The sequence below is a fragment of the Archangium minus genome, from assembly GCF_044360475.1.
Lineage (GTDB): Bacteria > Myxococcota > Myxococcia > Myxococcales > Myxococcaceae > Archangium > Archangium minus.
The window spans coordinates 12,882,042-12,906,622 of record NZ_CP043494.1 but is presented as its reverse complement, the minus strand read 5'-3'; the positions used below and the strand labels follow the sequence as shown (position 1 = coordinate 12,906,622).

Here is a 24,581-nt window from a genome sequence, read left to right as displayed (position 1 = left end):
CCTATACGCCATCCCTCTTATGCGCTTTCCTGTGGGCTCGACATTGAGTCGAAAGGGCAATGACCCGACAATCCAGTCCATGTCCACCCAGGTCCCTCCCACCCCGCCTCGTCCCTCGCGCTCGTCTCAGCGGATTCGTCCCTACCAGGCAGAAGACTGGGACGCGGTGTACGACATCTGTGTGCGCACGGGCGCCATGGGAGAGGACGCGCGGGGCCTGCTCGCCGACGCCTCCTTGTTGCCGGACATCTACGCCGGTCCCTACCTGACCTTCGAGCCGAACCTGGCCTTCGTGGTCGAGGACGCGGGCCGCGTGGTGGGGTACACGCTGGGGACCGCCAACACCGCGGCGTTCATCGAGACGTGGCGTGAGCGATGGTTGCCGCGCGTGGCCTCGCGCTACCCGCCCCCCGTGGAGCCGACCCGCACCACCGACGAGTGGTTGGTCTCCACGCTGCACCATCCCGAGCGAATGCTCACCCCCGAGATCGCCCCCTATCCGGCGCACCTGCACCTGGACCTGCTGCCCGAGGCGCGGGGAGGGGGGAACGGCCGACGACTCCTCGAGGCCTTCTTCCTCGCGGCGGCCGCGGCGGGAGCCCACTCCGTGCACATGGGAACGAACGCCAAGGCGGCGCCCTTCTTCGCGCGGATGGGGTTCGCGCGGCTCCCGGAGGCGGACCACAACAACCTCGTCTTCTTCCACGGCCTCACGGGGCCGCTGCCCTCCGCGAGAGCCGGCACTTGAGCCGGCCGGCACTCGCGCCACTTGAGGAAGGCAGGCCGTATCCTGTACTCACCCTGCGCGACATGAACCGGGTCCGCTGACGATGATCTATCTCCTCCTGCTGCTCACTGGGGTCAGTGCCCTCTATCTGATGAACCTGGCGGTCCTGCTGCGCCGGGTGATGCGGGCACTGCCCCGAATCACGCGACTGGAGGCACCGGCACCCGCGCGGTGGCCGCGGGTGTCGATGATCATGCCCGCGCGCGACGAAGCGCGCACGTTGGAGCCCGCCATGCGCTCCAAGCTGGGCAACTCCTATCCCGAGCTCGAGCTGGTCCTGGTGAATGACCGCTCGACGGATGCGACGGGCTCCCTGGCCGATCGCTTCGCCCAGGAGGAGCCCCGGCTCCAGGTGGTCCACATCGAGCAGCTCCCCGCAGACTGGCTGGGAAAGGTCCATGCCATGCAGCGGGGATTGGAGCGCGCGAGCGGCGAGTGGATTCTCTTCAGCGACGCGGATGTCCACCTCGCGCCCAAGGCCCTGGAGCGGATCGTCGCCTACGCGGAGCACGAGGGACTCGAGCGTATAGGCAGGAGAGAGGCCGTGTTGAGGGGGAGGGCAGGTGCAGAGGGGCCGAGGAGGGCCGCTGACGGGTGCCGGCCGAGCTGTGAGCCGGGCCGGTGCAGAGGCCAAGCAGCCTCCTTGGGCATGCCTGCCCAGGCTGCCCTCCCATGAGGAGCGCGGCAGGGGCATCAGGTCTCTTGGCTGTGGCGGCGTCAGCCTCAACACCAGCCGCGGCGGAGCTCGTGCTGCGGCACACGGGCCGGGCCGTGGGCGCGGGTCCCTACTGTCGGGACGCGCGGGTGGCCCGGCGGATGGCGGACCTGCCGGTGTTCTTGCGCCAGAGCCACGCGGAGCGGGACCTGGAGGCCCTGGCGGGACTCGTGGTGAAGGAAGGAGCGGGTGGATGGAGCCTGTGAATTCGCGGCGCATCTTCGACGAGGGCACCTCGGCTCGGGACTGGGAGGCCTGGAGTGGCCTGGACGTCCTGCCTTCCCTGGAGCCCGCCCTGCTGGTGCCCGAGGGCCGGCGTGCCGTCATCGTCGCGCCCCATCCGGATGACGAGGTGCTCGGGACCGGAGGGCTGCTCGCGCGGCTTGGCCGGCTCGGGCGGGACGTGTTGGTTCTCGCCGTCACGGATGGGACGGCGAGCCATCCGGGGTCCACCTCCTGGCCGGTGGAGCGGCTCGCGCGGACGCGGCCCCGGGAGACGCAGGAGGCGCTGCACCGGCTCGGGCTGGGCGGGGCGCGGGTGGAGCGGGTGGGGATTCCCGATGGCGCCGTCACCGAGAACGAGGAGCGGCTGGTGGAGTGGTTGGGCGCGCGGCTTCGTCCGGACGACGTGGTGCTGGCCACGTGGCGCCTGGATGGACACCCGGACCATGAGGCGGTGGGGCGGGCGGCGTCGCGGGCGTGTGCGGCGTTGGACGGCCGCTGCGTGGAGTTCCCCATCTGGATGTGGCACTGGGCCCGGCCCGGAGACACGCGGGTGCCCTGGTCCCGGGCGCGGCGCATCGAGTTGGACGAGGCCACGCTCGCGCTCAAGCGCCGGGCCATGGAGGCGTACGTGAGCCAGTTGGAGCCGGATTCCACCACGGGAAACCCGCCCATCGTGCCCCCTTACGCGCTCGAGCGGTTGATGCGGCCCTTCGAGGTGGTGTTCACATGAGCGTGCCCATGGCGCACTTCGAGCGCATGTACGCCGACAGCGAGGACCCCTGGGAGTACCGGCGGCGCTGGTACGAGCGGCGCAAGCGGGCGCTGACGTTGGCGATGTTGCCGCATGCCCGCTATGCGCGTGCGTTCGAGCCGGGGTGTTCGATTGGCGAGCTGAGCGCGGAGCTGGCGGCGCGCTGTGACGCCCTGCTGGTGAGTGACGGCAGCGAGGCGGCGGTGCGCGTGGCCCGGAGGCGCCTGGCGCCCTGGCCGCATGTGCGGGTGGAGCAGCGGCTGCTGCCGGACGCGTGGCCCGAGGGGACCTTCGAGCTCGTGGTGCTCTGGAGGAGGTGTCAGACTCGACTTTCGCCATTTTTGGGCAGCCGAGAGCCGTAGGTCATGCGGCTCTCGGCCGAGGCCGAGAAGTGGGTTGGGGCAACCGGGCGAGAAGAAGACGCGGGTCCACCCAGTCCACGGAGGCGAGCGTGCGCTGAGCCAGGCGCAGAATGTCAGCGAAGCTGACGGTGTGTTTGGTGCGGCACCAGGGACGTAGGGGCAACCCCATCCGCGAAGTGTCCCAACCCAGTTCCATATACCAGAGCACCAGGAGGGTGTAGCAAACACCCACCCAGGGCGCGGTCCGCAGTACCGCCAGGGGAGAGCGTGCTCGCGAAGAGGCGAAGCCCAGCAGTTGCTTGAGGTCGCGGAACAGCACTTCTATCCCCCAGCGGCTGCCATGGTCTTCAATGACTTGACGGGCCGTGCGGCTCAAGTCGGTGCAAAAGAAGACGCGCAGGGACAGCTCACCGCGTGGCACCTTGACGAGGACGATTTTGAGCAGGAGTTTGCCGGCGGAGCGATACCACCGGGCCACCAACTCCTTGTACTGCACCTGCGTGGTCGCTCCATACAAGGTGAGTGTCATGGACAGCCAGGGGTGCTTGTCGTCCCGGGCAATCTTCTCGGGCTTGGGCAGGAGAATATCCTTGGTGAGCAGGCGGCCCGTGGCGGGCGAGCGGCACGGGCGCGTGCGCGGACGGTGCAGCGTGGAGTCCGCTCGCATGGCTCCCACGAAGACAACGCCCGGTGGCAGGTGGCGCAGCACCTCTCGGCAAGAGTAGGCGCAGTCAGCCACCACCTCCACGGGCTTGTGGGGTAACCAGCGCGACACCTGCTCCAGGAGCTGGCGTGCCAACTGCGTCTTCTTCATGTGCTGGCCCCCTCGCTTCTGGCCTCGTGAGGTGTCAAAGGAATCGTTCCACCCTTCCTGCCCTACGAGTCCTTTGACACCTTCAGCGGGACAAGCACGATGATGCCCCGAGAAGTCCTACTACTCATCACGGAAGCGGTAACTTCGGCTCCTTCAACACTCGGGGCCACATTCCTCACTTTCTGTTGAGTAGGTTCGTCGCGAATGAGTTCGTCTCCTCGATTGCACAGCCTCGTTTTTCTGCTTCAGGCGTGCCTCCTGCTTTCCTGCGGAAGCAGCATCCGTTCTGTTCATCCTCCCGCGCCCGAGGAACTCCCCAAGCTGGCTCTGGTCATTCAAGACGGACCCGATGGCCAGGTCATGCACTCCTGGCGGCCCGCGGCCGAGTTCCAGGCGAGATTGCAGAACCTGCCCTTCCCCGTCAGAAGTAGCACTCCCTCGGAGGAGATTGTCCTCGTCAGTGGCCGCCTTCGCGACTGTGACCAGGAGCATATCGACTGCCACCGCAACTGCATGCGGCGCAAGCTGCCTGCTCCGAATCATTACATTCCCCGTGGGCACCCCCGCCACAACCAACTCTGCCGAGACAAGTGCTTACTTGCCTACAACGACTGCGTAGATGCCGAGAAGGCCAGAGCCCTGAGGTTTTCAGCGGTGGAAGATGCCGTCGGGTGGTTGAAGAAACATCGAACGGAACTCCTCGTGGGCACTGTCGTCGTCATCGCAGGAGTAACCTTCGTCACCATCTCCGCGGGAACGGGGCTGCTCGTCCTCTCCCCTCTCGTGCTGATGGCTTCAGCGAGCAGTGCGGATGCGCCAGTGCGTGGGGGAGGTGCGCAATGAATCGCGATGAGATGAACAGGAGGGTAGGGGCGATCCGTAAGGCCCAAGAGCGGCTCAGCGGCTCACCCGAGGTCGTCGAGGCTCTGCTACCCGCTCTGTATGTTTCCTACTTCCTGCTCGATGGCCATGGGCACAACTTCGAGGATTACCTCGCCGCATTCAGGGGCGCCTCTCTTCCGTTTCTAGGCGCCTTCTCCAGTCCGGAAGAGTTTGGCACCTGGCTGAAGACACACTTCGTGCCTCCCCCAAGAGGGAACATGCAAATCGCTGGCGAGCGCTATACCCTTGGCTACTCTCGCTTGAATGGCACTCCCCTGCTGTTGCGACTCCCTCTCGCCAAGGACTTGAGAAGACCGGGCGGAGCACAGGGGCAGGAGCGGCTCTGGCTTGCGCTGGACCAGGCCGAAGCCGTACTCAGTGATTCACCGGAGGACTTAGAAGGACTGCACTCCGCCGCGCTAGCCCTTCACTTCATTCATGCAGCTGGCTGCGAGCGGGAGTTCTCACACTTCCTGGCACACTTCGATGAGCATCTGCCGCCCCTCTGCTCCTTTTTCACGCGGGAAGAAGCGGATGCATGGCTGAAGAACCACTCAAGTCCTCCGCATGGCGCCAGCGTGATGGTGGGGGAGGACGAGTTCACTGTCGGGTACTGGCCCAGGAATGGCCACCGGGTCCTGCTGCGCGTTCCTCAGGACGAAGCGTTCGACGACAGCGATGACGAGGACCAAGACCCCACTCCATGAGCGAAGTCACTGGGACACCGCCCGCACTGAGTCGTAGATGCTGGACGCGGGAGCCCTACCCCGGGAGCTCGCCCCAGCGTTGGCGGGCCAACTCGAGGGTGCGGGCGTTCTCGGGCACCTGACGCAGGAAGCGCTCGCGCAGGGAGGGGTCGGGGATGTCGCTGGCCCGGGTGCGCGCGCAGTGAAGGGCCTCGCGCAGGGCGGCCTCTCCTGCAATCGCGTCTCCTTGCGCGAAGCAGGCTTCCACCAGAGCCAGACGCGTAGCCACCGCGTACACACCCGAGTTGCCCATCTGCTCCAACTCCCGCACGCCACGCTCCGCCTCCTGCCGGGCCTCCTCGGCGCGACCCTGGGCCAGCAGCGTGGCACTGAGGTACCCGCGGGCGTGGATCAACTCGGTCTGAGACGTGGCCAGCAGCTCACAGGCCTTGCGTGCATGCGACTCGGCTTCGCACGGCTCTCCCCGCTCCGTCATCACCTTGGCCAGCACGGCATGCATCATGCCCTGCCTGAAGAAATGGCCGTTCTCCGCGCCCGCCAGCCCCTCGCGAGCCTGCGTCTGAGCCTCCTGCCGGTGTTGTGGCTCGGGACTGTCAGCCAGCACCTGGCACAGGAAATTCTGGGCCGCGTCATTCGGGAGGGGCGCGCCCCCTTGCTGAGGAGCAAGCACCTCCCGTATCCGCTCCACACCCCCAGGGACATCCCCCAACGCCGCCAGGGCCATCCCTGAAAGGGTTTGCACCGTGAGTGCATCCCGCTCCATGCCCAACTCGCGGAAGTCCCGCGTCCCCTGCTCGGCCTGCACAAGGGCCAGCCAGGGTCTGGCCTCGAAGTGGTGGTGGAAGAAGGCCTGGATGTACCTGGCCCAGCCCGGCCCCATGCCGCCCGCGACCAACTCCCACAGCCGGTCGAGCACGGCCCGCACCTCCCAGCGAGAGCCGAGACGGTGTCAAAGGACTCGAAACGAGGGACTTGCGCGAGAACGGAGGACTTGGAGTTGGCCCACGGAGTGCATCCAGCCCGGCGGAGTGCACGCGGGGGCGGGGGATGGGCTGGCCGTTGAGGATGTTCCAGGAGGAGGGGCTCTATTTCGTCACGTCCAGGTGCTTCCAGGGACGGCTGTTGCTGCGTCCCAGCACAGAGATGAACGAGGTGGTGGGAGGCGTGCTGGCGCGAGCCGTCCAGCACAGCGCCGGCACCGTCCGGCTGCACGCCTTCACCTTCGCTTCCAACCACTTCCACCTGCTGGTGTGGGCGCGGGGAGCCGCGCTCGCCTCCTTCATGCAGTATTTGCGCTCCAATCTGTCCAAGAAGGTGGGGCGGCTGGTGGACTGGAGTGGCAGCTTCTGGGAGAGGCGGTACTCGGCGGAGCCGGTGCTGGACGACACGGCCCTGGTGGGCCGGCTGCGCTACGTGCTGGCCCACGGGGTAAAGGAGGGGCTGGTGGAGAGGAGCGTCGAGTGGCCGGGCCTGACGTGTCTGCCGCAATTGTTGGGGTCGGCTCGGCGAGTGTTCCAGTGGTTCAATTGGACAAAACGCTGGAACAAAAGGGGCAGCGCGGACATGGCGGAAGAGCGGGGACGCTTCGCGGAACAATGGGCCGAGCCCGTGGAGTTGGAGGTGGTGCCCCTGCCGTGTTGGAAAGGACTGGGTGAGGAGGAGAGGCAGCGTGCGGTGCGGGCACTGGTGGAGGAAGTGGAAGCCGAGGCTCGTGCAAGGGACAAGCCTGTCCTCGGGGTGAGAGCCGTGAGGGCACAGCACCCGCATACCCGGCCCCAGCACCTCAAGCGCAGCTCGCGGCCCCTGGGGCATGCCTCCACGCGCCAGGCGCTGCGGGAGTTACGTGAGCAGTACCGGACTTTCGTCGCGGCGTTCCGAGAGGCGGCGGCTCGCTGGGGGCGAGGGGATTTCTCAGCGCCCTTTCCGCCTTTCTCCTTCCCGCCGCGGGTTGTCCCGGACCGTGTCCCTCGAGTTCTTTGACACCCTCTCGCCCTCTCGGGGGAGAAGGATCCCAGGGGCTTCGCGGGGTGGCTCACGTACCTGGCGCGGACGCGCGGCGAGGTGCCTCCGCTGCCGCCACCTGTTCGGACGGAGCCCGTAGAGGACAAGGGCACCCTGATCGTTCTCGCACCCGATCCACGCCGTAACGGCTGACCCTCCGGCGCGCGACCGCGCGGGTTCGGCATCGGTCCCTCCCGCCGAGGCCCGTCGATCGGAAGGTGTGCTCCCTTCATGTTCGCACCATGCTGGCGCGATGCGATCCGCCAGGCAGCACCGGCACGCAGTCGGTGGCGGACGCCACCAGCATGCCGCGTCCGCAAGCGAGGAGGGCAAGGCATGCACGAGGTGATGACCTCCCGGACCATCTACGACGCGGACGGCATGAACTATGCTGCGTCCGCAAGTGAGGAGAGCAAATCATGCACGAAGTAACGACTGCCCGGATCATCTACGAGGCGGACGGCCTGAACATGGTCGCGCACTTGGCGCGCCCCCGTGGCGAGGGTCCCTGGCCGGCGGTCCTCATCGGACACGACGGCGTCGGTCTCGACGACTACCAGCGGAGCCGCGCCGATGACATCGCCGCGCATGGCCATATCGCACTCGCGATGGACTACCACGGCGGGCAGACCTTCTTCGGCAGGCCCGACGCCATGCTGGCCCGGGTCATGCCCCTGCTGGCCGACCCCGGACGGATGCGGGCCATCGGCCGCGCGGCGCTGGACGTCCTCCTCTCGACGCCCGGGGTCGACGCCGACCGGCTCCTGGCCCTCGGCTATGGTGCCGGCGGCCACGTCGTCCTCGAGCTTGCGAGGACGGGCGCACCCTTCCAAGCCATCGCGGTCGTCCATCCCAGCCTGCCCGAACCCGACGCCCGGGACTGGCGCGACGTGAACGGCACCTTCCTCCTCTGCACCGGTTCCGAGGACCCGCTCTGCACCCCCGACCAGCTCCTCGCATTCGGTCGGGCACTGCAGGAGGCCGGGGTTGACTGGCGCGTGGACATCTACGGCGGTGCCAAGCACGCCTTCTGGGCGCGCCCGACGAACCCGGACGGGTCGCCGGCCGAAGGGCTCATGCATCTCGAGGCGACCGTGCCAGGTGTCGGCTACCACCCGAAACACACCGTGCGCTCATGGCGGGCGGTCCTCGACCTCTTCGCGGAGGACCGAGGCGCCCGACGTGCATGAGGCAGGGGCGCGGGAGGAAGACGCGCGAACGCCCGACCCGCGGCCCCGCCCGCGAGGCGTCCGCGCGCGTGGTGGGGCGGCGGCCGCAGCACCCGCCGGGCGGCCTGGACGGTTCGGAGGCGACGCCCAGGGCGACCTGCGACACGGCGACCGCCGCGTCCCGCCGCATGCCGGCCGAGATCGGCGGCGTACGGCAGACTCACGTCGCAGAGAACCAGTGGATCCCGACCAGAGCAGCAGGGTGACGAGCGCCGACAGCGTCAGGCAGCCGGGGACGGCCCGGTTGCCCCGGGAAGGTGTCAGGCACCTCGTACGGGCACCTCGTACGGCGAGTCCCCGTCGAGAACCAGGTGGGACAGAGCGAACTGGGCCTGGCCCTCTCCCGTCCCCCGCGCTCCCGGCTCCAGGACGTGCCGATCGAGTCGTTTGACACCTTCTCCGGCTCGCCTCGCACGGCTCCAGGGCCGCACGCAAGTCGTCCACGATCTCTCCGGCAACGACATCCGGCTCAGGAAGGTTCGCTGAGTCCTCCAATGACTCGTCCTTGAGCCAGAAGATGTCCAGGCTCACCCTGTCCCGTTGGAACAGACAACGAACTCGTCGAACTCCCCCCGCTTCAGTGGGTTCGTCTTCAGCGGCCCCCGGCTTCACTCCGGGGAAGCCCGGTGCAGTGCGACGAGTTCTCGCGCGATGTCGAGGTCGGCGCTCGTCCGTCCCATGAGGCGAAATGCCGGACGGTGCCGGTTCGGAAAGACATGACCGCCGTCCTCGATGGTGACCGCGAGGACGGCGGCGTGCCCGTCCTGGGTGAACGAGCGCCGGACCACGGTGGTTCTGGTGGCGTCGCTCCGGGGAAGGTTCACGACCCGCGGCTCGTGGCGGATCCCGGCGCGCTCGACCCAGTACTTCTCGCTGTCGTCGAACGAGCTCATCAACCCGCGAGGGCGGAAGCCGAACAGGCTCGCCATGCCCCCTGCATAGGGCACGATCGGATCCCGCGTCCCGTGCACCAGCAGCATCGGCACCGGTCTCACCGCGGGCTCCCGCATTGGCAGGAGATTGCCCGGCGCCGGCAGGGTCGCGCCGACGAGGACCGCGGCGTCGAACAAGGTCGGCGCTTCGTGGAGCGCGCGGATCACGAGCTGACCGCCATTCGAGAACCCGAGGGCATACACGTGCTCGACCCCACGCGCCCGGTAGTCGTCCACGAGGGCTCGCAGGAAGGCGATGTCGTCGACGCCCTCGTGCCGGGCGCGGCTCTTCGTGCTCACCCGGGCGTCGTTCCACAAGCCCCGCTTCCACGATTCGGGATAGACGACGGGCTCACCGTGGCCGCTCCAGTCGTCGAGTGTCCGGCCGGTGAAGTCCCGGAAGCTCGCCGCGGTCTGGTTCGAACCATGGACGGCGATCAGCAGGCGTGTCGGGGGAGCCGTCTTCCCGGCGGACGTGACCTCGAGCAGTGAACGAGCGCGCCCGTCCACGACCCGCTCACGTCGGTGCGCCGTCACGCGCGAACGGGATGCGCCGCTCATGCCGCACTTCCCGGCAGCAGCACCAGCTTGCCGGCCGTCCCGGTGGCGAGGAGGCGATGGGCCTCCGGCGCGTCACGAAGCGGCAGCCGTGCACCCATCGCCGGAGCAATCTCCCCCCGAGCGGCCAGCTCGAGCAGGTGCGTGAGATCCTCGCGGAACCAAGCCGGGCGGGCCGGCACGAACGACGAGGAGAGATAGCCGCTCACGCCCACGCCCCGGATGAAGAGGGACAGCGCGGACAGGAATGGGGAGGTGAGCGCCATCTGGACGAGGCCGAGCAGGCTCCTCCTTCCGCCCCGAAGACTCCCCGACGCTCCGTACACCACCAGGTGGCCGCCAGGTCCGAGGAGGCCGAGCGAGCGCCTCGCGACGGCCCCTCCCTCGGCGTCGAACACCGCATCGAGTCCGGCCGGGGTCAGCTTGCGCGCCCGCGCCGCCCAATCGCCCGAGCGATCGAGTGGAACCACTCCCCGGTCTTCCAACCGTTTCAACCGGCTCGGCGAGGCGGTCCCCAGCACCCGCAGTCCCCGCAGCCGGGCGAGCTCCGCCAGCGCGCCGCCCACGCCACCGGAGGCGCCGTGGACCAGGACCGTTCCGCCCGCCCCGACCGGAGCGACCCGGGTGAGCATCTGCCAGGCGGTCGTGTAGTTCAGCACCAGCGCCACCGCGACCTCCCCGCTCAGCGCGGCCGGGACCGGCACCATCAAGGCCGGCGTGGCCTCCACGTGCGACGCGTAACCGCCCGTTCCGTCCGTCCGCACGGCGACGCGGTCGCCGACCGACACCCCGGTCACGTCCGCCCCGAGGGCCTCGACCACGCCGACCGCGTCGTATCCGGGAATCACCGGGAAAGCCGCCCCCGGTACCAGCCCTTCGCGCAGCAGCAGATCTCCGTACGCGACGCCCGCGGCTTCCACCGCGACACGGACCAGCCCCGCGCGGGGCTCGTCAAAACGGCGCGGCCTCACCGCGAGCGTCTCGGGACCACCCCGCTTCGACGCAATCACCACTTCGCCATCAATGTACCGATTCATGCCTCACTCCGGTATGCTTGAGTGACTCAAGGAGTAACAGGGATACTTGAGTGACTCAAGGAGAAGAGAGCATGGCAGCGCGCGACCGCGAAGCGATCCCGGAGATCGCGGCACTCATGAACCAGCTCACCACCATCCACCGCGCCGCAGCGGCACGGCTTCTGGAGGAGGTCGGCCTGACGGAGTTCGCCTCCGGTGTGCTCTGGACGTTGAGGCGGAGCGACCAGGGCCTCTCCATGAGCGCGGTGGCCGAGCAGCTCACCTGTGACGCGTCGAACGTGACCCTCCTGGCGAGGCAGCTCGAGCAGTCGGGCGTCGCCGAGCGCGTCCCCGACCCGGGAGATGGCCGCAAGCGATTGCTTCGCCTCACGCCCCTCGGGCGCCAGGTGAGCGACCGGCTCATGCGGGTCGTGAGCGATGCCTCACCGCTCGCTCGTCTCACCGAGCGCGAGCGCGCCGAGCTGCTCGCGCTGCTGACGCGCCTGATTCAGTACACGTTCTGAGGACATGGCCGCGACCGGTCCGGACGTCCACCCGGTCCGCTGCCCGATCTTGTGGATGGTCGGATCAACTCCTTCGACTGTCTGTCACGCCAGCGGTCCCCGATGAAGCCCAGTTCCTGGCCGGCCGAGGCCACCATCGCCGCGCCCACGGGAGCCAGGGGTCCCCCCACCGCCGTGGCCGCCGCGCCCACGGCGGGATCAGGCGACGCGCCTCGTCATTGTCCCGAGAGGGTGTCAAGGAACTCGAGCGACGCGATCCGGCGCGACACGCGGCGGGAAGGAGTAGGGAGGGAAGCTCACCCAGAAGTCTCCCCGCCGCCACCGCGCCGCCGCCTCTCGGAACGCCGCGACGAAGGCCGGGGAAGGTGTCAAAGGACTCATTCCGACATCTCGTCTCCTACGAATCGTCTGACACCTTCTCCGGACACCTTCTCCGGTCGTGGTCACGCGACGGGTTCGCCCCCAGCGTCGATCTGTGCGAACTTCCCGCCCGTGTAGAGATCGCGGATTCGGGGATCTTCGAGCACCGTGTGGGGGAAGACCGGCGGGATCGCGCTCACCTGGTCGAGACGCGCGAGGTGCTCGGGCGACAGCGTCACCCGTGTGGAAGCGAGGTTGTCTTCGAGCTGCGCGAGCGTGCGCGGCCCGATGATGGGAAACGAGCCCTTGGCGGCGACCCAGGCGATGGCGAGCTCGCCGGGCGTGGCGCCGGCCTCCTCGGCGACCGCGAGCAACGTGTCGAGGACGGCGGTGCGCTGCGGGGAGTTCTCGGCCTGGAATCCGGCCCCGGAGAGACCTTCGGCGCGTCCGCGCTCCCCCTTGCGGTACTTGCCAGTCAGCATCCCGCCACCGAGTGGCGAGAAGGCCACGACCCCGAGCCCGAGTGCATGGCCGGCCGGGAGCAGCTCGTGCTCGGTCGTGCGTTGCACGAGGCTGTGCTCGACCTGGAGGCCCGCGATCCGCGCGCTGCCACGCAGCTCCGCCATGGTCGCGGCCCGCGCGACCCGCCACGCGGGGAAGTCGGAAAGGCCCGCGTAGAGGATCTTGCCGGCCCGGACGAGGTCATCGAAGCCCCGCACGAGTTCCTCGAGCGGCGTGACGCCATCCGAGACATGGGCCCAGTAGAGATCGATCCGCTCGGTCTTGAGCCGCTTCAGGCTCGCCTCGACGGACGAGACCATGGCTTGACGGCTATTGCCCGTGGTGAGGATGCCGGAGCGGGCATCCGCCCGGCAGGTGTACTTCGTGGCCAGGACGAAGTGGTCGCGCCGTCCCGCCAGCAGGTCGCCGAGCAGCTCCTCGGACTGGCCGTCCTGGTAGCCATTGGCCGTGTCGATGAAGTTGCCGCCTGCCTCGGCGTAGGTGTCGAGGATGCGGCGGGCTTCGTCCGGCTCGGTGCCATGTCCCCACCGCGTCCCGAAATTCGCGGTCCCGAGGACGAGCTCGGAGACCCGCAGCCCCGTGTGTCTGCCAAAGAGTTTGTAGCGCATCGTGATGTCTCCCGCTATTGCCGCCGCTTTGATTGTGACCGCAATTTAAGTGACTTTGGTGGCGTCCGCAATTAAAATCGGGGCATGCGTGTTTCCAAGGAGAAGGCAGCGGAGAACCGGGTCGCGCTGCTGCGAGCGGCCAGCCAGCTGTTCCGGCAGCGGGGAATAGATGGTGTCGGTGTCGCGGAGGTCGCCAAGGCGGCGGGGTTGACCCACGGCGCGCTCTACGCGCACTTCCCATCGAAGGAGGCGCTGGTGGCGGAGGCCTTCTGGTACGGGTTCGAGAGGAACCTGGCCGAGGCCCGCGCGGCGGCGCCGGATCGGCGCCCCTCGTTCGAGGAGCACCTCGCCGATATCTTCTCCAGCGAAGCGCGTGACCGGCTGGAGACGGGCTGCCCGATGACCGCGTCCGCCAGCGAGATCGCGCGGCAGGGCAGCGACGTGAGCGCCCGGTTCGCGGGCGCTTTCGCGGAGGTGGTGGCGATGCTCGAGAAGTCGCTCGAGGAGGAGCTTCCACCGGCCCGGAGACGGCGGCTCGCGGTGGCCGCCGTCGCGGCGCAGATTGGCGCCATCGCGGTCTCGCGCGCGGTCGCCAAGGCGGACCCTGCCCTGGCGGACGAGGTGCTGAAGTCCACGCGAAAGACGATCTCCGCGGCCTGCACGGCCGAGACGTCCGGCCGTCAGCACCAGTCCGCCGGACAGAGATGATGCCTACCCCTCGCGACGAGCGCGCGAGGGGTGGGAGGACATGGCCTGAAAGCGTTGGTCCGTGAGCGCTTCTGAGTCTACGGTGAGAGCATGCATTCCTCCGAAGCTCTCTCATTCGAGACACCGCACCAGCTCGAGAAGTGGCTGGAATTGAATCATCAAACCAGGAAGGAACTCTGGGTGCGCATCTTCAAGAAGGAGACGGGCACGCCCAGTGTGACCTGGAACCACGGGACGGTACAACCCCTTGGGGCACACCCCTGCCCTGGCCGCCCTCGCTTGAGGAGAGAGGCAGGGAGTTGGGGCGTATTGACAGCGGCTGTGCTAGGTTCAGCACCACGCCTGCTGGGGTGGTCCCCGGGCCGGGGCCCGCTTCAGAGCCTGCGTGGGAAGTCCCAGGTGCGCTTCTGGCCGGAGCGGCTTGGAATTGGGGCAAGCTCAGCCCCAGGTGCTCCAGAATGGCGCGTACCCCACCAGGTGCCGTCATCTGGTCGACGCCGCGCGGGTCGCTTCGCTCGCTCGGAAGGTGCGTGGTGACGGCCCGGTCAAGGAGGCCGCGCGTGTCGCATATCTGGCGGAGATCGGCGAGCCCTCGAGGCGCTGGCAAAGCGGGGACCGCCGCCCCCCGCCCCGCATCACGCCGCCGCGTAACTCCGAAGTTGTTTGGCATCACAGGACCGCGACGCGCCGGAACAAGCAGCAGTGCTCGCGACTGAGCCGTGCTTACGGGGCTGCCATCACCGGCGGCGGGTGCAAACCGACGCTGCTGGCTGCGCAGTATGATCCGTCAATCGCAAATCGAGCCACCCTGCCCAGTCCACTCCTTCATTGGTCGATTGGACCAGATCACGCACGCATGGATCGCCGAGACGGCGGGGAGATGATTCACGCTCCGTGGCGGGAGCGGTAGATGGGCCGACCCCGCCAGCAGTTCATGCGTACGTGACCTGGAATAGCAGCGCCGCTAAGCATGTGAGGTCGCTCGTCATATCATCACAGAACGAAGTGCGACGGGGCGTCCAGCGATTCGGCCCTGCCTCCGGTAATGGACTGATTGACGAACGGGTCTTTCCTGAACTTGTGGGGATAGCCGAGCGGGATGGCACTGACCTTGTCCAACCGCTCGATCTGCTCTGCGCTCAGCTCGAGCTCGGCAGCCCTCAGGTTCGTGGTCAACTGCTCCGTTGTTCTTGGGCCGACGATAGGGATGACTCCCTTGGTCATCGACCAACGGATTGCGACCTCTCCAGGTGTCACGCCCGCGTCATCGGCGATCCCCTGGACGACATCAAGGATCGCGTTCTTGTTTCCATCGTCTTCCTTATGCACGAAGACGCTCAGGAACGTCTGCGCCCTGCCGCTCTCGCCGCGCCGATACTTGCCGGTCAACATGCCGCCGCCGAGCGGCGAATAGCCGAGGACGCCGATCCCGAAGGCTTCGGCCATGGGCAGGAGATCGCGCTCAGCCGCGCGTTCGACCAGGCTATATTCGAGTTGTATCGCCGCAAGCGGCGCCCACCCGCGCAAGCTGGCCACGGTCGCACCGGCCGCGATCCGCCAGGCCGGGAAGTTGCTCAGGCCGACATACAGCACCTTGCCCGACCGGACGAGATCGTCGAACGCCCGCAGGATCTCCTCGATCGGCGTGGCATTGTCGGAAGCGTGCGCCCACAACAGATCGATGCGATCGGTCTTCAAGCGCCGCAGGCTCGCCTCGACCGATTGGATCATCGACTTCCTGCCGTTGCCGGTCAGTTGCAGACTGCTGTCCGCCGTGGTTCCAGTCGTGTACTTGGTCGCCAGCACGACATCGTCGCGGTCGGATGCGATCATGTCCGCGAGGTAGACCTCAGCCTCGCCGAACTGATAATTGGTGGAAGTGTCGATGAAGTTTCCGCCCGCGCCGCGATAGTGATCGTACATCGCTTTCGCGTCGGCTGGGCTTGCACCATGCCCCCACGCGGTCCCGAAGTTGCCTGTCCCCAACGACAGGTTCGACACGCGAAGGCCCGACTGTCCCAGATATTTGTAACGCATCGTCAGATTCCTCCAAATGGGCCCGGGCTCTCACGCCTCGCGCCGTTTGCGAACGCACCCCCATCGCGCTACATTCAGCGAACCGGGGGCGCACTCCGCTTATTAACGGAGTGACACTCCGCTTATCAAGGATATTTTCTACCGATGCCCGACATTGTCCCGCCTGCGCCACGAAAGGCGCGCGCTGATGGCCAGCGCAACCGTGCCCTGATCCTCAAGGAGGCCAAGCGCGTGCTTGCGGAAAAGGGGGCCGGCGCGAGTCTCGACGAGATCGCCCAGGCTGCCGGCGTGGGGAACGGCACGCTCTACCGCCACTTCCCGACCCGGGCCGCGCTCCTGGAGGCGGTGTGTGCCGAGGATGCGCGCGGACTGATCGACACCGCCACCGAACTCGCTGCCACCCATGCACCTGTGGATGCACTCGTTGAATGGATGAAGGCGTTTGTGGAGTGCCTCGCCACCAAGCAGATCGTCGCGGAAACCACGAGCGCCTTGCTGTCGACATCGTTGGACCGCGACGATGAATCGTGCGCCGATGTCGGAGAAGCGCTGACAATGCTTTTCAACCGCGCTGTCGAGCACGGATGCCTACGACGCGATTTCGACCCGTTGGACCTCGTGCGTGCGGTGACCGGGGTGGCGACGGTTTCTCCGAGCCCGGATTGGCAGGAAAATGCGAGAAGGTTGAGCGGGGCGATTATCGCGGGTCTCAGGACCTGAGCGGCTGTCGAGCCGCCTGCATCGTAGCGGCCCCTGACGACGGCGTCAGCGCGGTCCGTCGTCGAGTCGCCGTCGAAGATACGACCCATGGCGTCTCCCTCGGCCACTGTTTCCGGAAGTTCTCGTCGAAAATCTCGTGGCGATGCTCTCGCAGGAACACGAACAGCTTGCGGCTCTTGCCCACCAGCCGTAGCAGTCGTGTCTCCCTCTCACTGCTCTTCACTCCAGGGGTCTCCCTCAAGCGGGGACGGAGGCGGGCCCCCAGAAGGAGAGCCTCTGCTTGGCCGCGACGGTGGAGGAGCCGAGGAAGCAGAGGACGGCGCGGGTGGATTGGGCCGGGCTGCTGCGCAGGACGTTCGCACTAGACGTGTTCGCCTGTCCGCGGTGCGGAGGCAGGCGAAAGGTGCTGGCGTATGTGACGGCCCCCGCTGGGGTGCGCTCGATATTGGAGCACCTGGGACTTCCCACGCAGGCGCTGAAGCGGGCCCCGGCCCGGGGACCACCCCAGCGGGCGTGGTGCTGAACCTGGCGCAGCCGCTGTCAACACGCCCCAACTCCCCTAGCGGAGGCGGCGGGAATCGAACCCGCCGCCCGGTGCCATTCAAGGCGGTCAGCTCAATCCAGGGTGACGGTCGTCGTCTCGAGAATCGGAGAGCTGGCGATCTCCTGTTCGGAGAAGAGGATGGGCCGCCACTGCTTCTGGGTGAAGAGCTGGAGCTGGTCGTTGATGCGGGCCGGGTCTTCAGACTCGCCGTAGGTGAGCACGGCCCGGGCCTCCAGGCCGCTGTCGGTGTAGCGCATGGCCATGAGGAAGCTCGTCCCATAATTGACGACATATCCCTGGGTGGTGAGGCCCGTCGTGGGAGTGATGACCGTGCCGCGCGGTGTCGGCGCGTCCAGCGTGGACTTCAGGGAGCGGTAGCTGACGACGTTCATCGTGCCATCCACCGCGACGCCACCGTGAAGGGCCGTGCGCGAGCCACCTCGTGGCGTGAACTGCACCTGGCCCAGCGGCGCATCCACTGCGATGCCGGCATCCCCCAGGCGCAGCACGGCCTCGGCCAGGTTGTCCAGGAGCGGATCCGCCCCCGACGTGGGCGCCGGCGCGAGCGTGTTCGGCGTCTCCAGGGGCTGCGAGGGGGAGAACGCCGTGGCGAACAGGGTGCCCGCGTTCTGCAGGGCCGCGGTGCCGTAGACGCCCATCAGCTCGCGCCAGAGGGGCGCGCCCACGCTGTTCGTGTCGTAGCGGCCATTCCACGCCGCCAGCACGGCGCACGCCTGGGTGAGGTCCACCCCCTGACCCCGAGCGGTACCCGTGGGGTTGCCCTGGCAGCGCTGGACCACCTGCGCGCGCAGCAGCTCGGCCGTCATGCTGCGGTTGTCGAGGACGGTGGCCTGCAGCTCCTCCAGGGTGAATCGGCCGTCGGGGCCGGAGGCGCCTCCCTCGCGCACCTCGGTGAGCGCGACGAGGTTCATCCGGGTACGGGGCGACTGGGGCACGCGCTCGAAGCCATGCAGGGGGGAGAAGCCCTCCAGAGGCTGCGCGGGGTTGGCCAGCCAATAGCTGTCATTGGCGTTGAAGACGAAGTCGCGGCGGGACAGCTTCGGCACCCGCGCGAAGGGTACGAGCCCCGGGCTGCGCGCTCCGGGCTCCTCCACCCACTCGTTGATGGCAGTGCTCCCGTCGAGCAGCACGAAGCCATGGGCCAGCAGCGCGGCCTGTGGCGAGCCGGGCGTGGCGACTGCCTGCTGCCACTTCGCCAGGGCCTCGGCGCTGAGGTTGGGCGTGGCCGAGGCATCCGTGTACCAGACGTTCCCCTCGGGATCCGTGGCCATGGTGTTCACCCAGGGGCTGCCCTGCGCGGTGGCGAAGACCTCCTGGAACTGCTGGAGGCTGGTGGCCCGTCCCATGCCCAGGAATTGGGTGAAGAAGGTGGTGTTGTCGAGGTTGGCGTCCCGGTAGCTGACGGCGATGGACTCAGTCCATCCCAGGCCGGGCAGGGCCAGCAGGGGGCCGTGGTGGCTGCTGTAGAGGGTACGGGAGACGTCCTTCAGTGAGCCATCGGGCTGCAGCACCTGGAGGGTGAAGGTCCGGGCCGTCATCTGCCGCTCCTGGCCCTCATACACATACGTGGTGGGCTTGCCGGGGACGAGCTTCAACAGATAGGCGGTGAAGCGCGAGCCGGACGAGAAGGTATGCGTCCAGGCCACGTCCTTGTTGAAGCCGATGAGGACACCCGGTGCGCCGAGCAGGGAGACGCCGTAGACGTCGAGCTGGTCGGGCACGGTGAGGTGGCTCTCCCACAGCCGCAGCTCGCCCTCCCACGGGAAGTGCGGGTTGGCCAACACCATGCCTCGCCCGTTGGCGGTGCGCTCGGCGCCCAGGGCCCAGCCGTTGCTGGCGAGGCCTGCCTCCTCGCGCGGCGGCAGCGCGGGCGGTACAGACTGCACGCCCTTCGGACTGGGAGGCTGCGCCGCGGCGATGGCGTCGACGAGGCGGTAGGTGCTGGCCGTCAGCGTGATGTTGATGAGGTAGGCCACCATCTCGTCCGCGCCGATGGGGCGCAGCCAGGGCTGACCGGCGCAGGACAACCGCGTGGCCCCGGGGCTCGCCAGGAAGTGGTTGTAGCCGGCGGTGAACCCTTCGAGGAACTGGCGGGAGTCCTCGGGCTGGGCCTCGAGACCCGCCTTGCCGCGCTCGAGCAGCCCCAGGGAGCGGTAGACGAAGTCGCTGGCGAGGTGGGTGTCTCCGGGGCCTGCCCCGAAGAAGCGGGCGCGCTCGCCGCGAACCTTGATGATCTGATCCGCCAGGACGCAGGCATGATCCTGCGCGAAGGCATACCCCTGACCGAAGCCCACGCCGCCGAGGTTGGGGGCCGTGATGTGAGGAATGCCGTAGGCGGTGCGGCGGATGGTGGCTTGGTAACGGGGCTGGGGCTCGGGGGGTTTTGGGTCCGGGTCCGGGCAGCCCGTGGAGGCCACCAGGGCCAGGGACAGCAGGAGGGTGGACCAGCGGTGCGGACGCGCGGACGCGTCAGACCGTACGAAGCAGTCCGAAGAGGAGGCGGTGTGCATGGGAATGGCTCCCAGTGTAGCGACGCCGCCTCCCCTGTTTAACTCATGCGGGGGGCCGCGGTTACTCCGGCATCAGGTGGAATCGTTGGCAGATGTTGTCTAGCCAGCTCCACTGGGCGATGTCGGTGCCGTCAGCGAGGCCACAGTTGGCCAGGTCGACGACCTTGCCGCTGTGCCGCGCCACCAGGCGCACCGCGCCATCGGCGAGGAAATCGACGCGCCATTGGCTGTGGGTGCTCGAGCATGAGCCCTGGTCGATGTTGGCGCCGTCCGCGGTGGAGCCGCTGCTGACCGCGAGGCAGCTGCTGGTGGCGTGGGTCGGCACGACTCGATAGAAGCCGTTGTCGGTGTGCTGGAAATTCCACTTCTGGCAGGCAGTGTTGAGCCAGGGCCATTGACGCACGTCGGTGCCGTTGGCGGTGGAGCAGTTGGCGACGTCGAGCACCTTGCCACTCTGCGCGCTGACGATCGCCAGCTTGCCCACCGGCTGCAGCCGCCACTGCTGGCAGTTGTTACCCTGCCAACTCCATTGACGGATGTCGGTGCCGCTGGCGGTGCCGCAGTTGGCGACGTCGAGCACCTTGCCGCTCTGGCGGTTCTGCAGCCGGAACCAGCCCTCCGTGGTGGGGATGACCTGCCATTGCTGGCAAGCGTTGTTCAACCAGGCCCACTGGCGCACGTTGGTGCCGTCGCTGGTGCCACAATCCGCCACATCCAGCACCTTGTTGCTGGAGCGGTTGACGAGCCGGTAGTAGCCGTCCGCGGTGGAGTCGAGCACCCACTCGGTGGAGGCCGAGCCGCAGGCGTGCTGTGCCACGTCGGCCCCGTCCGAGCCGGAGCTGCCGGTCACTCCCGCGCACAGGCCGCTGTTGCGGTTGACCAACTGGTACGCCGCACCTCGAACCGCGGTGGTGATCGGTCCGTGTTCCCCCGAGGGGACGGCCAGCGAGGTGCTGGTCGACACGGGGGAGCCAAAATGGGGCGTGCCATCGGCGTTCCAGGTGAACTTCTGGGCCCGGGTGGAGCGTGTCGAGCCACAGCCTTGGCTGGAGCTCGCATTGCCGTGGTAGACGATCCAATTCTCCTTGCCATCGGGTGAAGTGAAGAATCCATTGTGGCCTGGACCGTAGACGCCGTTGGCGGCCTGGAACACAGGGGAGGGGGACTTGGTCCACGACGAGGCGTTGAGCGGATCCCTCCCGGGGATGAGGGTCAACAGACCCAGTTTGTAGTACGGGGTGTTGCAGGAGCTGGCTGAGAACACGATGAACGTCTGTCCATTGCGCTGCAGCACCTCCGGACCCTCGTTGGTTCTGCCGCCCTCGATCTCCCAGCTGTAGCTGGGCTTGGAGATGTTCACCTTCGGGCCGGTGATGGTCCACGGATTGGTCATCCGCGCGATAAACAGACTCTGATCCGGGCCTTCCCACTCCGACCAGAGCAGGTAGAGATTCCCGTTGAGCTGCATGTAGCTGCCGTCGATGTTCCAGGTCGTCTCCATGGGAGACCCCTTGAGCGAGTACGGGCCCATGGGGTCATCGCCGGCGCTCTCCAGCACGGTGAGATGTTGGTAGTCGAGGGTGCCACTGCGGCCTGAGCTGTACATGTAGTACCAGCGGGTGCCGTTGGGCCCGGTGAGCCGGTGGAACTCTGGCGCCCAGTGGCTGCAACACCGGTCCGCGGTCGTGTCCGACCACACGTGGACGGGAGCCGCGGTGCGCAGGCCCGCGAGCGTCGGTGCCTTGCGCATCACCACCTGAGAGTTCCACGTCGTGGTGGCCAGATAGTAGTTGCCGTTGTGGTACTGCAACCAGGGGTCCGCTCCATTCTCGAGCAGCGGGTTGATAAACGTGAGCTCCCCTATGGCATGGGCGCTCGAGGCGGGAAGGGCAACGAGTGCCAGGCAGAGCAGCGGGGCACACAGCCCGCTGACAATTCCATTGCTGGGTCTGAACATGGTGAGCCTCTTCACAAGCGTCAATCCAGGTGGAACGTCGCGTCGGACCGGTCAGTGGTGGTGGTGAGTGTCTGGACGTAGAGCAGGTAGTCGTAGTGACGGATGTACCTGCCGGGGTAGTTGTACGACTCGAACGACAAGCCGCTGCTGTCCGCCAGGCCTGCCCTTTGGTGGAAGGACGCGTCGTTCTTGAACGAGGTGGAGCCGTCGCTCTTCTCCACCCACAGCTCGAAGTTCTTGTGCCGCAGGTAGTAGCCCGGGAAGTTTGCTGACTCGAACGAAACCGTGCCGGAGCCGGCGAGTCCTGGCACGAGCCTGAACTGCGAATCCCCCAGGTTGCTGACGTTCGTTTCGAGCTTCGCCCTGTACTCCCAGTGTCGGATCACATAGCTCGGCAGGTTGTGGGACTTGAACCGGAAGGGGGTGACTCCTTCCGCGACCGGAATCCCGAAGTTGGGAGTTCCGTCCGCGTTCCAATAGAGCTTTTGCACGCGGGTATGACGGTTCGGATCGTAGAGCGGATCGCCGACGATGGTTTTGTAGTTCCGCGCATGGTGGACGAGGATGTCGCTCTGCCCGTCCTCGGCGACGACGAAGGAGTTGTGGCCAGGGCCGTACTGGCTCGTCTTCTCGTTGCTCGTGAAGACGGGGTTCGGCGACTTCGTCCAGGATGCAGGATTCAGCAGATCGCTGTTCGCGGAGGCCGTCAGCAGTCCCAGGCAATAGCGGTCATCGGTCTTGCTGGCGGAGTAGGCGACGAAGATCTTTCCATTCCGCTTGATGACGGCTGGGCCTTCGTTGACCCAGAAGCCCTGGGTCTCCCAGGAGTACTGGGGCTTCGCAATAAGGACCGCGGGCAGGATGAGGGTGGTGGGGCTGCTCATCTTCGCGATGTACAGGTTGCTCTCCGGGTCCTTCTGCGCCCAGAGCATGTACCGCTGGCCGTTGTGCTCGAAGGTGGTCGCATCGAGCGCGAACGAATCCACGTGCGTGTAGATTCGGCCTTTCTCGGTCCAGGTGCCGCTCAGGGGATTGGCACTGGCGTTCTCGAGGGCATAGATGCGAATTCTCCAGATGTCGTTGGAGGCACCCGCGGCGAAGTAGATGTACCACTTGCCGTTGATGAAGTGGATCTCCGGCGCCCAGATGTGCGCGGCCATCTCGCCGGACGCATGCTTCCTCCAGATGACCGTTTCCGATGCGGTCGCCAGGCCTTGGATCGTCTTCGCGCGCCGCAGGATGATGCGGTCGTACTCCGGAACGGACGCCGTGAAGTAGTAATAGCCGTCGGTGTGTTTGTAGATATGGGGATCAGCCCGTTGCTGGATGAGCGGGTTCGTGTACTGGGGGGCCGCGGCCCCGGCGGTACTGGCCGTCAGCAGCAGGACCAGAGATACGACGAACAGCGCGGGGACGAACTGCTTCGCGAAGGATGACGAGGTCATGGGAATTCCTTCCTTTCGTCGGCTCAGGGGGTGACTTCCTTGAACGTCGCGTCCGCTTTTTCGACAGAGGTGGAGATGGGATCCACCCGGAGCACATAGTCGTAGTGTCGGAGGTAGTAGCCGGGCAGGTTGTATGGCTCGTAGGAGAACCAGCTCGAGTTGGCTAGACCGGGCACGTCCCTGAAGGTGGCGTCCTGTTTGAACTGGCTCGTGCCGTCATTCTTCGCGAGGACGACCAGGTAGTTGTCATGCCTCAGGAAGTAGCCAGGGAAGTTGACGGACTCGAACGAGATGGCGCCGCTGTCGGCCAGGCCGGCGACGATCCGGAACTGCGAGTCCTCCACCGGTGACACATTCGCGTCGATGCGGGCCTGATAGTTGTAATGGCGGGCGAAGCGGGTCTGGAAGTTGAAGGACTGGAGACGCCGGATATCGCCGGGCTGCCCCGCTTCCTTCAGGACGGTCAGGTGCCGGACGAAGCCCGTGAGCGAGGGGAGCTCCTTCTTGGCTGACCAGGAGGCGAAGGTGTTGGTGGAGTCGCTGTAGTAGTACTTCGAGGTGGTGTACGCGTCGAAGAGGATCCTCCAGGTGCCATCGTCCAACTGGTACAGGGCCGGGCCTTCCACCCAGTTTCCCCAGCCCGCCCAATCTCCGGTGCCTCGAAAGGTATAGGGGCCGGTCAGGCTGGAGGACGTCGCGTACTCGATGTACTTGGTTGTCTCGTTCTTGGTGAACGCGTGGTAGGTGCTCCCAATCTTGACGATGAAGGTGTCGATGTAGTTGGGACTCAGGCCCGCCAGCGGCACGGGAGCAGACCAGGCGCTCAGCGAGCTGTTCTGCGCCTTGATGACATGAGGGGTGAAGTTGGTGGCGCCGGTCGTGCGAAGGGACACGATGATGTTGACGCTGCCATCGCTGTCCTTGAACCACTCCGGCGCCCAGGTGTTTTGCAGGTTCGCGACGGGGAGCGTGACATTCCGGAGGAAGGTCCAGTTCACCCGGTCGGCGCTTCGGGCGAAGCCAATCGTATTGCCTTCCCAGTTCGTGGTGTAGGTGACGTAGTACATCCCGTCGGTGTGCTTCAGGATGCTGGGATCTCGGATCAACCCTGACGGAGGTGTGTACGCCGGTCCCTTCATCAGCCCGTAATGGGTCCCGTTATAGGACTGGTACACATACATGTTCGATTCACTGGAGCTCGTGAATGCGCTCATCGTGTACACGCTCGTGGTCGCGATTGCCGGGGTTGACCGGAGCGTGAACAGCAGCAGCGCAGCCCATAAAACCGGAAGAAGCGCGAGAGGAGGGGGCCCGCATGTGAGCGCTAACATGCCGGGACGGGAGTTGCTCACCACTTTCTTTAGACACATGGGAGTTCCTCGGGGTTGGGGTGCTAGGATATCGAGGTGAACATCAGGACGAGCGCCTCGAATCGTGTCAGGGTGAATGGATTCCGCGCTGGCAGTCAAGACCCAGAATCCAGATAATTCAGACAACGCATTGCGGCATTGACTGTCAGGCGGTGCGTGTTGCTCTCGTGCGGCTGCTCGCGTCCGTTCGCTTTCAGGCACGCGGTCGGCACTCGTCCTGAAGCCAACACTCCGGGGGTTACGGGGCACGGTTGAGCACGGTTTGCTTCAACCGGT

Annotated in this window: 22 protein-coding genes and 2 pseudogenes; 14 read left to right on the top strand and 10 right to left on the bottom strand. The window is 66.8% G+C overall.

Annotated features, from left to right (window positions below):
• The first annotated feature begins 79 nt into the window (after window positions 1-79).
• From F0U60_RS53275 to F0U60_RS53255, 5 genes are all read left to right on the top strand, one after another.
• Window positions 80-748, top strand: coding sequence for a GNAT family N-acetyltransferase (locus F0U60_RS53275; protein ID WP_395812213.1), 669 nt, complete (start codon window positions 80-82; stop codon window positions 746-748).
• A gap of 82 nt (window positions 749-830) precedes the next feature.
• The gene (locus F0U60_RS53270; protein ID WP_095978874.1) at window positions 831-1,463 is read left to right on the top strand and encodes a glycosyltransferase family 2 protein; all 633 of its coding nucleotides are present in this window, start codon (window positions 831-833) and stop codon (window positions 1,461-1,463) included.
• Between the two features lie 71 nt (window positions 1,464-1,534).
• Window positions 1,535-1,708 (top strand): hypothetical protein, encoded by a 174-nt coding sequence (locus F0U60_RS53265; RefSeq protein WP_395812212.1) that lies wholly within the window; start codon window positions 1,535-1,537, stop codon window positions 1,706-1,708.
• Complete coding sequence (locus F0U60_RS53260) at window positions 1,696-2,457, top strand: PIG-L deacetylase family protein (protein ID WP_084738119.1); 762 nt, start codon at window positions 1,696-1,698, stop codon at window positions 2,455-2,457. Before F0U60_RS53265 ends, F0U60_RS53260 begins: the two co-directional genes overlap by 13 nt.
• On the top strand, window positions 2,454-2,840 hold the full coding sequence (locus F0U60_RS53255) for an SAM-dependent methyltransferase (protein ID WP_395812211.1): 387 nt from the start codon (window positions 2,454-2,456) through the stop codon (window positions 2,838-2,840). The genes F0U60_RS53260 and F0U60_RS53255 overlap by 4 nt, the downstream gene beginning before the upstream one ends.
• A gap of 1 nt (window position 2,841) precedes the next feature.
• Here the strand turns inward: F0U60_RS53255 and F0U60_RS53250 are convergent.
• A pseudogene (locus F0U60_RS53250) lies at window positions 2,842-3,669 on the bottom strand (transposase); the annotation flags it as partial.
• Window positions 3,670-4,329: 660 nt separating this feature from the next.
• Between F0U60_RS53250 and F0U60_RS53245 the strand changes: the two are divergent.
• Complete coding sequence (locus F0U60_RS53245; RefSeq protein ID WP_395812210.1) at window positions 4,330-4,497, top strand: hypothetical protein; 168 nt, start codon at window positions 4,330-4,332, stop codon at window positions 4,495-4,497.
• The gene (locus F0U60_RS53240; RefSeq protein ID WP_395812209.1) at window positions 4,494-5,243 is read left to right on the top strand and encodes a hypothetical protein; all 750 of its coding nucleotides are present in this window, start codon (window positions 4,494-4,496) and stop codon (window positions 5,241-5,243) included. Before F0U60_RS53245 ends, F0U60_RS53240 begins: the two co-directional genes overlap by 4 nt.
• Window positions 5,244-5,298: 55 nt before the next feature.
• Here the strand turns inward: F0U60_RS53240 and F0U60_RS53235 are convergent, their stop codons facing one another.
• A complete protein-coding gene (locus tag F0U60_RS53235) occupies window positions 5,299-6,159 on the bottom strand; it encodes a hypothetical protein (protein ID WP_395812208.1) in 861 nt (286 codons plus the stop codon).
• A 131-nt stretch (window positions 6,160-6,290) separates the two neighbouring features.
• Here F0U60_RS53235 and F0U60_RS53230 point away from each other — a divergent pair, with 131 nt between their 5' ends.
• From F0U60_RS53230 to F0U60_RS53220, 3 genes and pseudogenes are all read left to right on the top strand, one after another.
• Entirely contained in the window at window positions 6,291-7,223 is a 933-nt protein-coding gene (locus F0U60_RS53230; RefSeq protein WP_395812207.1) for a transposase, read from the top strand.
• A gap of 30 nt (window positions 7,224-7,253) precedes the next feature.
• A pseudogene (locus tag F0U60_RS53225) lies at window positions 7,254-7,397 on the top strand (Imm52 family immunity protein); the annotation flags it as partial.
• Between the two features lie 266 nt (window positions 7,398-7,663).
• Entirely contained in the window at window positions 7,664-8,434 is a 771-nt protein-coding gene (locus F0U60_RS53220) for a dienelactone hydrolase family protein (protein WP_395812206.1), read from the top strand.
• Window positions 8,435-9,081: 647 nt separating this feature from the next.
• Here F0U60_RS53220 and F0U60_RS53215 read toward each other — a convergent pair.
• Window positions 9,082-9,966, bottom strand: a complete 885-nt coding sequence (locus F0U60_RS53215; RefSeq protein ID WP_395812205.1) for an alpha/beta hydrolase family esterase — start codon at window positions 9,964-9,966, stop codon at window positions 9,082-9,084.
• A complete protein-coding gene (locus F0U60_RS53210) occupies window positions 9,963-11,000 on the bottom strand; it encodes a zinc-binding dehydrogenase (RefSeq protein ID WP_395812204.1) in 1,038 nt (345 codons plus the stop codon). The genes F0U60_RS53215 and F0U60_RS53210 overlap by 4 nt, the downstream gene beginning before the upstream one ends.
• 71 nt (window positions 11,001-11,071) lie before the next feature.
• Between F0U60_RS53210 and F0U60_RS53205 the strand changes: the two genes are divergently transcribed.
• Window positions 11,072-11,503: a MarR family winged helix-turn-helix transcriptional regulator gene (locus tag F0U60_RS53205; protein ID WP_395812203.1), complete on the top strand. Its 432-nt coding sequence runs from the start codon at window positions 11,072-11,074 to the stop codon at window positions 11,501-11,503.
• Between the two features lie 443 nt (window positions 11,504-11,946).
• Here the strand turns inward: F0U60_RS53205 and F0U60_RS53200 are convergent, their stop codons facing one another.
• Window positions 11,947-12,993, bottom strand: coding sequence for an aldo/keto reductase (locus F0U60_RS53200; RefSeq protein WP_395812202.1), 1,047 nt, complete (start codon window positions 12,991-12,993; stop codon window positions 11,947-11,949).
• Window positions 12,994-13,077: 84 nt separating this feature from the next.
• On the opposite strand from F0U60_RS53200, the gene F0U60_RS53195 reads away from it, so the two are divergent.
• On the top strand, window positions 13,078-13,701 hold the full coding sequence (locus tag F0U60_RS53195) for a TetR/AcrR family transcriptional regulator (protein WP_395812201.1): 624 nt from the start codon (window positions 13,078-13,080) through the stop codon (window positions 13,699-13,701).
• Between the two features lie 993 nt (window positions 13,702-14,694).
• Here the strand turns inward: F0U60_RS53195 and F0U60_RS53190 are convergent.
• On the bottom strand, window positions 14,695-15,738 hold the full coding sequence (locus F0U60_RS53190; protein WP_395812200.1) for an aldo/keto reductase: 1,044 nt from the start codon (window positions 15,736-15,738) through the stop codon (window positions 14,695-14,697).
• A gap of 144 nt (window positions 15,739-15,882) precedes the next feature.
• Between F0U60_RS53190 and F0U60_RS53185 the strand changes: the two genes are divergently transcribed.
• Together F0U60_RS53185 and F0U60_RS53180 are read left to right on the top strand one after the other, a co-directional pair.
• Complete coding sequence (locus tag F0U60_RS53185; protein WP_395812199.1) at window positions 15,883-16,458, top strand: TetR/AcrR family transcriptional regulator; 576 nt, start codon at window positions 15,883-15,885, stop codon at window positions 16,456-16,458.
• 280 nt (window positions 16,459-16,738) lie between these two features.
• Window positions 16,739-16,981, top strand: coding sequence for an ATP-dependent helicase HrpA (locus F0U60_RS53180; protein WP_084738122.1), 243 nt, complete (start codon window positions 16,739-16,741; stop codon window positions 16,979-16,981).
• A gap of 92 nt (window positions 16,982-17,073) precedes the next feature.
• On the opposite strand, the gene F0U60_RS53175 is transcribed toward F0U60_RS53180, so the two are convergent.
• From F0U60_RS53175 to F0U60_RS53160, 4 genes are all read right to left on the bottom strand, one after another.
• Window positions 17,074-19,533: an acylase gene (locus tag F0U60_RS53175; protein ID WP_395812198.1), complete on the bottom strand. Its 2,460-nt coding sequence runs from the start codon at window positions 19,531-19,533 to the stop codon at window positions 17,074-17,076.
• Between the two features lie 61 nt (window positions 19,534-19,594).
• Complete coding sequence (locus F0U60_RS53170; RefSeq protein ID WP_395812197.1) at window positions 19,595-21,490, bottom strand: RICIN domain-containing protein; 1,896 nt, start codon at window positions 21,488-21,490, stop codon at window positions 19,595-19,597.
• 20 nt (window positions 21,491-21,510) lie between these two features.
• Entirely contained in the window at window positions 21,511-22,935 is a 1,425-nt protein-coding gene (locus F0U60_RS53165; protein ID WP_395812196.1) for a family 43 glycosylhydrolase, read from the bottom strand.
• Window positions 22,936-22,958: 23 nt separating this feature from the next.
• Entirely contained in the window at window positions 22,959-24,149 is a 1,191-nt protein-coding gene (locus F0U60_RS53160) for an AbfB domain-containing protein (RefSeq protein ID WP_395812195.1), read from the bottom strand.
• Between the last annotated feature and the right edge of the window lie 432 nt (window positions 24,150-24,581).

Excerpts from the sequence above, each read along its gene's own strand:
- F0U60_RS53275 (WP_395812213.1), top strand. The coding sequence starts at position 80 with ATGTCCACCCAGGTCCCTCCCACCCCGCCTCGTCCCTCGCGCTCGTCT.
- F0U60_RS53270 (WP_095978874.1), top strand. The coding sequence starts at position 831 with ATGATCTATCTCCTCCTGCTGCTCACTGGGGTCAGTGCCCTCTATCTG.
- F0U60_RS53260 (WP_084738119.1), top strand. The coding sequence starts at position 1,696 with ATGGAGCCTGTGAATTCGCGGCGCATCTTCGACGAGGGCACCTCGGCT.
- F0U60_RS53255 (WP_395812211.1), top strand. The coding sequence starts at position 2,454 with ATGAGCGTGCCCATGGCGCACTTCGAGCGCATGTACGCCGACAGCGAG.
- F0U60_RS53240 (WP_395812209.1), top strand. The coding sequence starts at position 4,494 with ATGAATCGCGATGAGATGAACAGGAGGGTAGGGGCGATCCGTAAGGCC.
- F0U60_RS53230 (WP_395812207.1), top strand. The coding sequence starts at position 6,291 with ATGGGCTGGCCGTTGAGGATGTTCCAGGAGGAGGGGCTCTATTTCGTC.
- F0U60_RS53220 (WP_395812206.1), top strand. The coding sequence starts at position 7,664 with ATGCACGAAGTAACGACTGCCCGGATCATCTACGAGGCGGACGGCCTG.
- F0U60_RS53215 (WP_395812205.1), bottom strand. The coding sequence starts at position 9,966 with ATGAGCGGCGCATCCCGTTCGCGCGTGACGGCGCACCGACGTGAGCGG.
- F0U60_RS53210 (WP_395812204.1), bottom strand. The coding sequence starts at position 11,000 with ATGAATCGGTACATTGATGGCGAAGTGGTGATTGCGTCGAAGCGGGGT.
- F0U60_RS53205 (WP_395812203.1), top strand. The coding sequence starts at position 11,072 with ATGGCAGCGCGCGACCGCGAAGCGATCCCGGAGATCGCGGCACTCATG.
- F0U60_RS53200 (WP_395812202.1), bottom strand. The coding sequence starts at position 12,993 with ATGCGCTACAAACTCTTTGGCAGACACACGGGGCTGCGGGTCTCCGAG.
- F0U60_RS53195 (WP_395812201.1), top strand. The coding sequence starts at position 13,078 with ATGCGTGTTTCCAAGGAGAAGGCAGCGGAGAACCGGGTCGCGCTGCTG.
- F0U60_RS53190 (WP_395812200.1), bottom strand. The coding sequence starts at position 15,738 with ATGCGTTACAAATATCTGGGACAGTCGGGCCTTCGCGTGTCGAACCTG.
- F0U60_RS53185 (WP_395812199.1), top strand. The coding sequence starts at position 15,883 with ATGCCCGACATTGTCCCGCCTGCGCCACGAAAGGCGCGCGCTGATGGC.
- F0U60_RS53175 (WP_395812198.1), bottom strand. The coding sequence starts at position 19,533 with ATGCACACCGCCTCCTCTTCGGACTGCTTCGTACGGTCTGACGCGTCC.
- F0U60_RS53170 (WP_395812197.1), bottom strand. The coding sequence starts at position 21,490 with ATGTTCAGACCCAGCAATGGAATTGTCAGCGGGCTGTGTGCCCCGCTG.
- F0U60_RS53165 (WP_395812196.1), bottom strand. The coding sequence starts at position 22,935 with ATGACCTCGTCATCCTTCGCGAAGCAGTTCGTCCCCGCGCTGTTCGTC.
- F0U60_RS53160 (WP_395812195.1), bottom strand. The coding sequence starts at position 24,149 with ATGAGCGCATTCACGAGCTCCAGTGAATCGAACATGTATGTGTACCAG.